Raw genomic sequence first — 11,301 nt, 5'->3', positions numbered from 1 at the left:
CGCGGTCGGCGACCGGTGACAAACGCGCCACCCGTCGCTGCGATCTTGCGAGCACCGCCCGGTCGCCCGGTCGCCCGGTCGCCCGGTCGCCGGTCCGCGCGGTCCTGTGAACCCCACCTGCCGCACCGTCCACGACCGGGACCACCGGAAACCGTGCCGCGCAGCGGCACGGTAACGCCGTCCCATCACACGAGACGATGTCCGGAATGCGAGAAAAATACCTTTTTGGAGATCTGCTCACTCTTCTGCGCCGAATGAAGGACATGGGTACGACCACGACCCTGGCCGACACCGGTGTGCCACGCGAACCGGCCAGTGCCGAACGGCACTTCCTCGGAACCTTCGGAGCTGACATGGCGGACGAGCCGGGGGAGACACTGCCCCCCGCACGGGAAATGTCCACGGTCCTGCTGCACGGGTACGGCGACCCGGCCGTACTCGAAAAAGAGCTCACCCCCGTACTGGCCGACGTCGTCCGCATGGAGCGGATACCGGCCGACGCCCACTTCCTCGTGACCCTGTGCGCGCCGCCCGTCGTCGCCAAGTGGGCGCTCGTCGGCCGGTGGAAGCCCCAGGAGATCCGCGTCCGGAGCCTCGCCTACGTCCGCTTCGAGGGGAGGTAGGTCCGCATGGCGACATCGACACCCATGCTGATCACCCAGGCCGGCCGGGAGCACTGGCAGAACGTCCTGGCCTCGGGCGGGGCCACCACCGTCCCCCGGTGGCGGACCCCCGGCGCCGGCCGCCCGGCCGCCCGCGGGACCGCCGTGCACGAGACCCCGATCCCCGGCGACCTGCTCACCGCGCTCCGGACGACCGGCCTGCCCGGCGACCCGCTCCTCGGCTCGGTGCTGCTGGCCGCCCACGCCAAGGTGCTCGCCGCCCTCTCCGGCGAACGGGAGGTCACCACCGCCCACGTCGTCGCCGAGGGCGGCCGGCCGCTGCCCTGCCGGCTGACCGTCGACCCCGGCCCCTGGCGCGCGCTCGTGGAACACGCCCACCGCGCCGCCGTCGCCCTGGTGATCCACCAGGACTTCCCCGTGGACGCGCTCCGAAGGGAACTCGGCCGCACCGGACCCTCGACCGAGGCCGTGTTCGACCCGACCGGCGCGGCGGGCGAACTGCCCGAGGACGCCGTGCTGCGCCTGGAACTCCCACGACACGACGGCCGCCCCCTGCTGCGCCTGCGCTACCGGACCGACGCGCTCGACGCCGGGAGCGCCGCCCGCATCACGGGCTACCACCTCACCGCGCTCCGCCTGATCGCCGCCGACCCGGACGCCCCGCACGACCGGCAGAGCCTGCTCTCGCCCGAGGAGCTCCGCTTCCAGCTCGACGGCCTCGCCGGCCCCCGCCGCGAGCTGCCCGACCGCCGCGTCCACGAACTGTTCGAGGAACGCGTCCGCGCCCACCCCGACGCCGTAGCCGTCGCCCGCGGCGACCGCCGCTGGACCTACCGCGAACTCGACGAGCGGGCCAACCGGCTGGGCCGCGCCCTGCTCGCGCGCGGCCTCCGCCCCGAGGACGTGGTCGCGGTGGTGACCGAACGCACCCTCGACTGGGCCGCGTGCGTCCTCGCCGTCTTCAAGGCGGGCGGCGCCTACCTGCCCGTGGAACCGCACTTCCCGGCCGACCGCATCGCCACCATGCTCTCCCGCGCCGGCTGCCGCCTGGTGCTCACCGAGGAGGGCGCCGCCGCCGCCCTCGACCGGGCCCTGGACGCCCTGCCCGGCGTCCGGGCGCTGCCCGTCAGCGAGGCGTACGCGGAGGACCACCCCGCCGGCGACCTCGGCGTGCCCGTCGCCGCCGGACAGCTCGCCTACCTCTTCTTCACCTCCGGCTCCACCGGCGAACCCAAGGGAGCCATGTGCGAGCACGCCGGCCTGCTCAACCACCTCCATGCCAAGATCGACGACCTCGGCATCGGCGAGAAGGACGTGGTCGCCCAGACCGCGCCCCAGTGCTTCGACATCTCCCTGTGGCAACTGCTGGCCGGGCTCCTGGCCGGCGGAAGCACCCTGCTGGTGGAGCAGGAGGCGATCCTCGACGTCCCCCGGTTCGTCGACACCGTCGAGCACGGCCGCGTCGGCGTGCTCCAGGTCGTCCCCTCGTACCTCGACGCCGTCCTCGCCTACCTGGAACGCCACCCGCGGGCCCTGCCCGCCCTGCGCCGCGTGTCGGTCACCGGCGAGGCACTGAAGAAGGAGCAGGCCCAGCGCTGGTTCGCGGCCCAGCCCTGGATCCCGCTGGTCAACGCCTACGGGCTCACCGAGACCTCCGACGACACCAACCACGAGGTGATGGACCGGCCGCCCGACGGCGACCGCGTCCCGCTCGGCCGCCCCGTCAACAACGTCCGCGTGTACGTCGTCGACGAGCACCTGGCACCGGTGCCGCTGGGCGCGCCCGGCGAGATCGTCTTCTCCGGGGTGTGCGTCGGACGCGGCTACGTCAACGATCCCGAGCGGACCCGGCTCGCCTTCACCGCCGACCCGCACCGCCCCGGCGAACGGCTCTACCGCAGCGGCGACCACGGCCGCTGGCTGCCCGACGGGAAGCTCGACTTCCTCGGCCGCCGGGACAACCAGGTCAAGATCCGCGGCTTCCGCATCGAGATCGGCGAGGTCGAGAACGCCCTCCTGCGGATACCCGCGGTGCGCGACGGGGCGGTGGTGGCCGCCGACGGCGCCGGAAGGGGCGGACGCCTGGCGGCCTTCTACGCCGGCCCGCACCCGCTGGACGACGCCGCCCTGCGCGCCCGGCTCGGCGAGTCGCTGCCCGCCTACATGGTCCCCTCCGACTTCCACTGGCAGCCGGAACTGCCCCTGACCGCCAACGGCAAGACCGACCGCAAGGCGCTCACCGCGCTCGCCGCCCGGCTCGGCGCGGAGGAACCCGCCACCGGCGCGCCCACCACCGCGTCCGGCGCCGACGGCCCGGACCGGGACGCCCCCCGCACCCCGACCGAGCGGCGCCTGGCCGCCGCATGGGCCCAGGTGCTGGACGTACCCGAGCACCGCGTACGCCGCCACGACCACTTCTTCGACCAGGGCGGCACCTCCCTCGCCGCCGTCCGGCTCGCGATCGCCCTCGACCGTGCGGTTGACCTCACCGACCTCACCCGCCACCCGGTCCTCGCCGACCTGGCCCGCACGGTCGACGAACGGCAGACCACGCCGGCACCCGCTTCCCCCGATCCGCGCCGCCCGGACCGTACGACCACGACGTAGACCGCACGGCGCGGACCACACGGCCCGGACGCCACCGTCCGGCCCCACCGCCTCCGGAAGGAGACAGAGATGCCGTCCTCGATCCCCCTGTCGCCGCCCGGCGTCGACCTGCGTCCCGGCAGACCACCCGTCCTGCGCGCCGACCTCACCGGCGACGCGGCGAGCTGGGCCGCCGAGCACCGGGACTCGCTGCGCGCCGTCGTCAGCGAGCACGGCGCGGTCCTCGTCCGCGGCCTCGCGCTCGGGGACCCGGACACGGCCGGGGCCGTCCTGCGCGAGCTGGCCGGCGGCCCGCCCATGACCGAGAAGGAGGCCTTCGCGGCCCGGCGGAGTTACCCCGGCGGCGTCTACTCCTCCACCAAGTGGCCGCCCAGCCAGCCCATGTGCATGCACCACGAACTCAGCTACACCCTGGAGTTCCCCGGGCTGATGCTGTTCGCCTGCATCGAGGCCCCCGCCACCGGCGGAGCCACCGCACTCGCCGACGCGCCGACCGTCCTCGGCGCGCTGCCCACCGACCTCGTCCAACGCTTCCTGAGGCAGGGCTGGCTCCTCACCCGCACCTACAACGAGGACATCGGCGCCTCCCTCGCCGACTCCTTCGGCACCGAGGACCGCGCCGCGATCGAGGCCTACTGCCGCGCCTCGGCCATCGCCTTCGAGTGGCAGCCCGACGGCGGACTGCGCACCCGGCAGCGCCGCAGCGCCGTCGTACGCCACCCGGTCACCGGCCGGCGCTGCTGGTTCAACCAGATCGCCTTCCTCAACGAGTGGACCCTCGCCCCCGAGGTCCGCGAGTACCTGGTGGACGTCTACGGCGCCGCCGGGCTGCCGTTCAACACCCGCTACGGGGACGGCACACCCCTGGAGGAGGACACCGTCCGCCTGCTCAACGAGGTGTACGAGGCGCACACCGTGCGCGAGCCGTGGCAGTCCGGCGACCTCATGCTCGTCGACAACGTCCGCACCGCCCACAGCCGGGAGCCCTACGAAGGGCCGCGCGAGGTGCTCGCCGCGATGGCGGACCCCGTCCGGCTGGCCGACTGCTCGCCCACCGTGGAGGTGACCCCCGTATGACGACGGCCCCCCGCGACGACGCGACCCCGGCCGCCGTGCCGCCCTTCGCGGTCGTCCCCGGCGCACAGGTCCGCGACGCGCTGCGCGGGCGGGAGAAGCAGATCGTGGAACTCGTCGAGGCCGTCTACCGGCTCCACGACGCCGGCGACACGGTGAACCCGCCGTCGAACTTCCTGCGCTTCCCCGACCGCCCCACCTCGCGGATCATCGCGCTGCCCGCCTCGATCGGCGGCCGGACACCGGTGGACGGAATCAAATGGATCTCCAGCTTCCCGCAGAACGTGACGGCCGGAGTGCCGAGGGCGTCGGCGGTGCTCATCCTCAACGACCACGACACCGGCTACCCCTTCGCCTGCATGGAAGCCTCCATCGTGAGCGCCACCCGCACGGCGGCCTCCGCGGCGCTGGCCGCGGACCGGCTCAGCGCCGGCCGGCCCCGCCCGTCCCACGTCGGGTTCATCGGCTGCGGCCTGATCGCCCGCTACGTCCACACCTTCCTCACCGGCACCGGCTGGTCCTTCGACGCCATCGGCGTCCACGACCTGTCCGCCGACAGCGCGAACGGGTTCCGCGGCTACCTGGAGAGGTCCGGCGCCCCGGGCGACATCGTCGTGCACGACAGCCCCGAGGCGCTGATCCGCGCGAGCGACCTGGTCGTCTTCGCCACCGTCGCCGCCCGGCCGCACATCCACGCGCCCTCGTGGTTCGCCCACCACCCGCTCGTACTGCACCTGTCCCTGCGCGACCTCGCCCCCGAGGTCGTCCTCGCCTCCGCCAACCTCGTCGACGACATCGACCACTGCCTGACCGCGCAGACCTCCGTCCACCTCGCCGAACAGCTGACCGGCCGACGCGACTTCGTCACCGGGACCCTGGCGGACGTGCTGGCCGGACGCCTCACGCCCCCGACGGACCGGACGACGGTGTTCTCGCCCTTCGGCCTCGGAGTGCTCGACCTCGCGGTCGGCAAGTACGTCCACGACGAGGTGGCCGCCTCCCGGGAGCTGCACATAGTCGACGACTTCTTCCACGAACTGAACAGGTACGGATGAACACCATCCGGCCCCGGGCCGATCCTCAACCCGCGGAGGCCATCGTGTCAGTCATATCGGACCCCTACACCTTCAACGAGGAGGACCTCTACGTCGATCTCCGATCGGTGCTGGGAGGCGAACTCTTCCTGAAGTGCGAGGGCTTCAACTTCGCCGGGTCGATCAAGCTGAAGCCCGCCGTGGAGATGGTGGAGTCCGCGGAACGCCAGGGAGCCCTGACCTCGCGGTCCGTCCTGCTCGAGTCCTCCTCCGGGAACATGGGCGTCGCCCTCAGCACGATCGCCGCGAGCAAGGGCTACCCGTTCCTGTGCGTCACCGACTCCCGCTGCAACCTGTCCACACGGCTCCTGATGGAGGCCCTCGGCGCGCACGTCCACGTCATCACCGAGCCGAGCGCCCACGGCGGCTTCCTGCGCGCGCGCCTCGACTACGTCCGCACGCTCTGCGCCTCGGACGACCGCTACCTGTGGCTCAGCCAGTACACCAACCCGGGCAACTGGCAGGCCCACTACCACCAGACCGCCCCCGCCATCGCCCGCTCGTTCCCCCGGCTGGACGTGCTGTTCATCGGCGCCGGCACCACCGGCACCCTCATGGGCTGCGCCCGCTGGTTCCGCGAATGGCACCGCCCCGTCCGCATCGTCGCCGTGGACAGCGTCGGCTCGGTGACCTTCGGCGGCGAGGCGGGCCGCCGGATGCTCCCCGGCCTCGGCATGAGCGTCCGCCCCCCGCTCCTCGACGAGGGGTACGTCGACGAGGCCGTCCACGTCGAGGAGGCGGACACCATCCGCGCCTGCCGCCGGCTGGCCCGGCGCGGATTCCTCTTCGGCGGCTCCACCGGCACCGTCGTCAGCGGAGCGATGCGCTGGCTGGCCCGGCACGGGACACCCGGCCTCACCGCCGTCGCCATCGCCCCCGACCTCGGGGAGCGCTACCTCGAAACCGTCTACCAGGCCAACTGGGTGCAGGCCCTGTTCGGCGACGAGGTCCTCGGCCCCGTCGAGTCCGACGCCGCAGGCTCCCTGGCCGCCCGCACCGCGCCCCCCGTCGCCTCCCCCGACCTGTGGACCGGCCGCCCCCTCCAGGACGACGACGCCTGGACCGGTTCCCGGACGGCGGACGCCGCGCCCCTGCGAGATGCGGTCGACGGCCGTGCCTCGGAGACTGTGAGGAGGGACACATGAACCCGGCGGCGAGGCCGGGGCAGGCGCGCAGGCGGGAGAGGGTGTGGCGAAGCGACAAGCCTCCCGGGCCCAGCACATCGGTGCCTCCGAGACCGACCGGCTGCTGCTGTCCGTGGCCGAGGGCAGCCAGGACGCGTTCACCCGTCTGTACGACGCGGTCGCCGGCCCGATCTACGGAATCGCCTGCCAGGTCCTGCGGGACCCGGCCCGCGCCGAGGAGGTCGCCCAGGAGGTCATGCTCGAGGTGTGGCAGACAGCCCCCCGCTACCGGCCGGAGAGCGGGCACGCCATGACCTGGATGATGACCATCGCCCACCACCGCGCCGTCGACTGCGTCCGCACCGCTCGCCGCGCCGCCGAACGCGAACGCACCGTCTCCCAGCGGGAGTCGGTGCCCGCCTTCGACGACGTCGCGGAAGCCGTGGAGGCGCTCGGCGAACGCGAGGAGGTCCGCACCTGCCTGCGGCAGCTCACCACCGAACTCCTTCAGCCGGTGCTGCTCGTCTACTACCGGGGCCTGACCCACGCGGAGGTCGCCTCAGTCCTTTCCCTGCCGCTGGGCACCGTCAAGAGCCGTCTGCGCAGGGCACTGACCCATATGCGGCACTGCCTGGGAGCCCCCCGATGACGAAGGACGACGCGATCGACCTCAGCGGCGCCTATGCCATGGACGCGCTGGAGCAGGAGGAACGGGAGGCCTTCCGCCGCCACTGCGCCGAGTGCCCCGAGTGCACCCGTGAGACGGTCCGGCACCAGGAGGCCGCGGCCTGGCTCGCCCTCGCGGCCTCCCGCCCCCCGCCGGAGTGCCTGAAGGTACGTGTCCTGGCCGAGGCGGCGCGTACCCCACAGTTCCCCCCTTTGCCCCCGGCCGACGACGCGACGCCGCCGGCCGGGGGAGGATCGGCAGGCGACGGGACGAGCGGCGGCGGGGCGGCGGGAAGCGCCGTCGCCGACGACGACGGTGACTGCTACGTCGCCCGCGAACCCGTGGTCTGACCCCGTGGCGTTGCCGCTGTTGTCCAAGTCACTCCCGCTCCCCGGGCGTTCGCGCTGACCGCAGGGCCCGGACCGGTAACCTTCAGGCCGTCGGCACCAGCCGGCGGCCGAGAGCGTTCAGCGCTCACGAGCAGGTCGAGGAGTCGGGGCGTCAGTGGTGGTACGTCGCATGGCCGCAGCCGTGGTGCTGCTCGCCGCGGCCGTCCTGCTGCACCTCGGCACACCGCATCACTTCTTCGCCGCCCCGGTGAACCCGGTGGCGGCGACCGTCGTTCCCGGCGACGGGGAGAGCACGACGCACGACGGCCCGCCCGGGTCCGAGAGGTCCGACGCCGGCCACATGCCCGTGGCCGCGGCGCTGCACGGCGGCGCCCTCGGCGCCCCGCACCACGAGGCCCAGTCCGACGCCCTCGTCCTGCCCGCTCGCTCCGGCCACCCCGACGGGGCGCCCGCGCTCGCCGCCGACGTGTGCGCGGACGAGGCCCACGCGTCCGCCGCCGCGCTCGGCCCCGCGCACTCCCGTGCCGCGCGGGACGTCCGCGACCCGGGCGGCGGCCGAGCGCCCGCGCTGAGCGCCCTGCAGTCCTTCCGCCGCTGAGCCGTCGCGCCCCCGCACCCCCTTCAGCGGCGTCCGCGCACCCCCGCTCGCCCGCCCCCTCGCTCCCGGTACCCGCCCCTTCACGGCACCTGGGTGACATACCGGGGTCACATACCGGGGTGAACGCCGCATCCCGTTCATCCGTACCCCCTGCAACAGCCGCCCCCCTGCCCGCCCTCACGGGCAGGCCCCCACCTGATACGGAGAGGCACGTGCCACGACAGCCGCAGCGAGGACGCACCGGCCGGACCCCCCACCCCGCCCGCTCGATACGCGGCGCAGCCCTCGCCCTTGCCCTGAGCCTGGCCCTGCTGCCCCTGGCCACGGCGTGCAGCGGCGCCGACGGCGGCACGGACAAGAACGCGGCCGGCGACGGCGATCCCGCGAAGATCTCCGCCGCCCCCGCGGCCGGCGTCGTGGCGCCCGCGAAGGTCGAGGTGATCGCCGGCCTCACCGGCTGCACGCCCAAGATCCGCATCGGGGCGGACGAACTGCGCCAGGGCGTCTGCCACACCCCGGAGATCGACTACCTCATCACCACCTTCCCCGAGGACCGGTTCACCGAGGCCTGGCTGGACTCCGCCGCCATCTACGGCGGCACCTACCTCGTCGGCCCCCGGTGGATCGTCAGCGCGAAGGAGCCCGAGATGTTGGAACGGTTCCGCACCAAGCTCGGCGGAACGATCCGCCGACTGGGCGGAATCGGCTCGTCCACGGCCCCGACCACCGCACCCACCACGGCCCCGACCACCGCCCCGACCACCGCCCCGAGCGCGTCATGACGGCCGCCGTCGCCGCCCCGGCAGCGCGCCGGTCGTCCCGCTCCCGGCTGACCGCCCTCCTGCTCCTGGCGGGCGCCGTGCTCGCCCTCCTGGCCGGCGGCGCGAGCCCGGCCGCCGCCCACTCCACGCTCGTGCGCGCCGTCCCGGCCGACTCCTCGGTGATCAAGACCGCGCCCGACCGGATCACCCTCACCTTCTCCGAGACCGTCGGCCTCTCCGCGGGCTCCCTGCGCGTGCTGTCCCCGGAGAGTCTGCGCGTCGACGAAGGGCCCGTGCGGCACGCGCCCGGCACCGCCGACACCGCCGAGGTGAGGCTGGCCGACAAGCTGCCCGAGGGCACCTACACCGTGGGCTGGCGGGTCGTCTCCGCCGACGGCCACCCGATCTCCGGCGCCTTCACCTTCTCGCTCGGCCGGCCCTCCTTCTCCACCGCCGTGCCGGCCGCCGAATCCACGGACGGCACCGCCGCCTCCCGCCTCTACGACGCCGTCCGCTACGTCGCCTACGGCGGCCTGGCGCTGCTGATCGGCATCACCCTGTTCGTGGCGGCGTGCTGGCCGGCAGGAGCGGGCCTGCGTCCGCTGCGCCGGCTGATGACGGCCGGCTGGGCCACGCTGACCGCCGCCACCGCCCTGCTGTTGCTGTTGCGCGGCCCTTACGAGTCCGGCGGCGGCCTCGCCTCCGTCTTCGACCCGTCGCTTTTCGAAGGCACGCTCACCGGCAGGACGGGGCTGGCGCTCGGCGCCCGGCTGGTCCTGCTCGCCGCGGTGGGCGTCGCGCTGAGGAAGTACGGCGGCCGGCTCGGCGACGCGACGGGCGCTGGCGTCCGCGCCGCGGGAGCGCTGACCACCGTAGCCCTCGCCCTCACCTGGGCGGCCGCCGAGCACGCGTCCGCCGGCATCCAGGTCCCGCTGGCGATCCCGGTGTCCGTGCTGCACCTGCTGGCCATGGCGGTGTGGCTGGGCGGCCTGGCCGCGCTGGCGGTCGCCCTGTACCGGGCGCCCGCCGGCTCCGAGGTCCCGGCGCCGGCGGTGGCCCGGTTCTCCCGGCTGGCGTTCGCCTCGGTCGTCGTCCTGGTGGTGACCGGCCTCTACCACTCCTGGCGGCAGGTCGGCTCGCTGGACGCCCTGAGCACCACCGACTACGGCCGGCTCCTCACCCTGAAGGCCGGCGCCGTGGTCCTGGTGCTGACGGTGGCCTCCTTCTCCCGCCAGCTGACCGCCCGGCTCCTCCAGCCGCAACCGGCGGGGACTGCCCACGACTTGGCACCCGAGGTCGTCCCCGAAGCGGCCCCCGAGGCGGTCCCGGACACGGCCCGCCGACGGGTGGCGGAAACCGTCCCGGCCGGCCCTCCGCCCGCCGACACGCCCTCCGAAGCCGCCACCCCCGCCTCCGTCGAGGCGGAAACCGGAGCCGCCGTCCCCGTCGAAGCCGCCACCCCCGTCGAAGCCGGCGCCGCAGCCGGCACCGAGCCGACGCCGGCGGACCCCGCCGGCCCGGCACCCGGCCGGGCGGCCCCCGATGAGCCGGCCCCCGACCTCGCGAGCCACCGCCGCTCCCTGCGCCGCTCGGTCGCCTTCGAAGCCGTCCTCGGTGTCCTGGTCCTGGCGATCACCACGCTGCTCACCGGCACCGAGCCCAGCAGGGCCGCCGTCCGCAACGCCGCCATGGCCGCCGAGGCCCACGCGCCGACGGCGCGGGTGGTGATGGTGCCCTTCGACACCGGGATCGCGAACGGCAGCGGCAAGGTGCAGATCACGTTCGCCCCCGCGCGCGTCGGCGACAACACGGTGGAGGCCCTCGTGTACGGGGCGGACGGCGGCATCCTGTCGGTCCCCGAGGTCCGGCTCACGCTGACCCACCGCGAGCAGCAGATCGGCCCGCTGGACGCCGAACTCGTCGACCGCGACGGCTACTGGGCCGCCGACCGGCTCCGCCTGGCCCTGCCCGGCGCCTGGACGATGGCTCTCACGGTCCGCCTCACCGACATCGACCAGGTCACCGTCCACCAGGACGTGACGATCCGCCCGGCACCCGACCTCTGACCGCACGCGGTACCGCACCGGCCTCTTCGCCGCCGCACAGCACCACCCGGCGGCGCACACCGCAGTGCTGGCGCACATTGTGGGCCGCCGGTGCGCTCTTCGCCTTCGCCGTCTGCCAGGTGGACCCCGTGCGCCACCGCTGGGGCCTCGCCGTGCGCGGCGCCGCCCTGCTCGCCGCCGGCGCCCAGCTGATGTACCCAGCTGATGTACTACGGCGGCGACCTGGTCGAGCCGGCCCTCGCCGTCGCCCTGGCCGCCCAGTGGTACACCGCCACCGGCCGCGCCGGCGCGGCGCGCCCACGGTGGCCCGGCCGGTATGAGCCCACCCGGGTGACCT

At 74.3% G+C, this 11,301-nt stretch carries 10 protein-coding genes; all 10 read left to right on the top strand.

Annotated elements, in window-relative coordinates; all coding sequences use genetic code 11:
- Positions 1 to 263 precede the first annotated feature (263 nt).
- The 10 genes from ACFYXA_RS11540 (at position 264) to ACFYXA_RS11495 (ending at position 10,964) form a co-directional block, all read left to right on the top strand.
- Positions 264 to 623: a hypothetical protein gene (locus ACFYXA_RS11540; protein WP_352246848.1), complete on the top strand. Its 360-nt coding sequence runs from the start codon at positions 264 to 266 to the stop codon at positions 621 to 623.
- A gap of 6 nt (positions 624 to 629) precedes the next feature.
- On the top strand, positions 630 to 3,230 hold the full coding sequence (locus ACFYXA_RS11535; RefSeq protein WP_352246849.1) for an amino acid adenylation domain-containing protein: 2,601 nt from the start codon (positions 630 to 632) through the stop codon (positions 3,228 to 3,230).
- Between the two features lie 69 nt (positions 3,231 to 3,299).
- Positions 3,300 to 4,307 carry a TauD/TfdA family dioxygenase gene (locus ACFYXA_RS11530; RefSeq protein WP_389031074.1) on the top strand — a complete coding sequence of 336 codons (1,008 nt, stop codon included), beginning with the start codon at positions 3,300 to 3,302 and terminating at the stop codon, positions 4,305 to 4,307.
- A complete protein-coding gene (gene sbnB, locus ACFYXA_RS11525) occupies positions 4,304 to 5,359 on the top strand; it encodes a 2,3-diaminopropionate biosynthesis protein SbnB (protein WP_389031071.1) in 1,056 nt (351 codons plus the stop codon). The genes ACFYXA_RS11530 and sbnB overlap by 4 nt, the downstream gene beginning before the upstream one ends.
- A 44-nt stretch (positions 5,360 to 5,403) precedes the next feature.
- A complete protein-coding gene (gene sbnA, locus ACFYXA_RS11520) occupies positions 5,404 to 6,543 on the top strand; it encodes a 2,3-diaminopropionate biosynthesis protein SbnA (RefSeq protein WP_352246852.1) in 1,140 nt (379 codons plus the stop codon).
- A gap of 43 nt (positions 6,544 to 6,586) precedes the next feature.
- Complete coding sequence (locus ACFYXA_RS11515; RefSeq protein ID WP_389031067.1) at positions 6,587 to 7,171, top strand: sigma-70 family RNA polymerase sigma factor; 585 nt, start codon at positions 6,587 to 6,589, stop codon at positions 7,169 to 7,171.
- Positions 7,168 to 7,539, top strand: a complete 372-nt coding sequence (locus ACFYXA_RS11510; protein ID WP_389031064.1) for a zf-HC2 domain-containing protein — start codon at positions 7,168 to 7,170, stop codon at positions 7,537 to 7,539. Before ACFYXA_RS11515 ends, ACFYXA_RS11510 begins: the two co-directional genes overlap by 4 nt.
- Before the next feature lie 154 nt (positions 7,540 to 7,693).
- A complete protein-coding gene (locus ACFYXA_RS11505) occupies positions 7,694 to 8,137 on the top strand; it encodes a hypothetical protein (RefSeq protein ID WP_389031062.1) in 444 nt (147 codons plus the stop codon).
- A 212-nt stretch (positions 8,138 to 8,349) separates the two neighbouring features.
- Positions 8,350 to 8,919: a hypothetical protein gene (locus ACFYXA_RS11500; protein ID WP_389031059.1), complete on the top strand. Its 570-nt coding sequence runs from the start codon at positions 8,350 to 8,352 to the stop codon at positions 8,917 to 8,919.
- Entirely contained in the window at positions 8,916 to 10,964 is a 2,049-nt protein-coding gene (locus ACFYXA_RS11495) for a copper resistance protein CopC (protein ID WP_389031056.1), read from the top strand. The genes ACFYXA_RS11500 and ACFYXA_RS11495 overlap by 4 nt, the downstream gene beginning before the upstream one ends.
- The last annotated feature ends 337 nt before the right edge of the window (positions 10,965 to 11,301 follow it).

It is taken from the genome of Streptomyces sp. NPDC002566, from assembly GCF_042889585.1.
Lineage (GTDB): Bacteria > Actinomycetota > Actinomycetes > Streptomycetales > Streptomycetaceae > Streptomyces.
Note: the sequence above shows the minus strand (reverse complement) of the source record. Positions and strands in the feature narration are given on the sequence as shown.

What these genes read in the sequence shown, in the direction of transcription:
- ACFYXA_RS11540 (WP_352246848.1), top strand. Translation starts at nt 264, where the DNA reads ATGGGTACGACCACGACCCTGGCCGACACCGGTGTGCCACGCGAACCG.
- ACFYXA_RS11535 (WP_352246849.1), top strand. Translation starts at nt 630, where the DNA reads ATGGCGACATCGACACCCATGCTGATCACCCAGGCCGGCCGGGAGCAC.
- ACFYXA_RS11530 (WP_389031074.1), top strand. Translation starts at nt 3,300, where the DNA reads ATGCCGTCCTCGATCCCCCTGTCGCCGCCCGGCGTCGACCTGCGTCCC.
- sbnB (WP_389031071.1), top strand. Translation starts at nt 4,304, where the DNA reads ATGACGACGGCCCCCCGCGACGACGCGACCCCGGCCGCCGTGCCGCCC.
- ACFYXA_RS11510 (WP_389031064.1), top strand. Translation starts at nt 7,168, where the DNA reads ATGACGAAGGACGACGCGATCGACCTCAGCGGCGCCTATGCCATGGAC.
- ACFYXA_RS11495 (WP_389031056.1), top strand. Translation starts at nt 8,916, where the DNA reads ATGACGGCCGCCGTCGCCGCCCCGGCAGCGCGCCGGTCGTCCCGCTCC.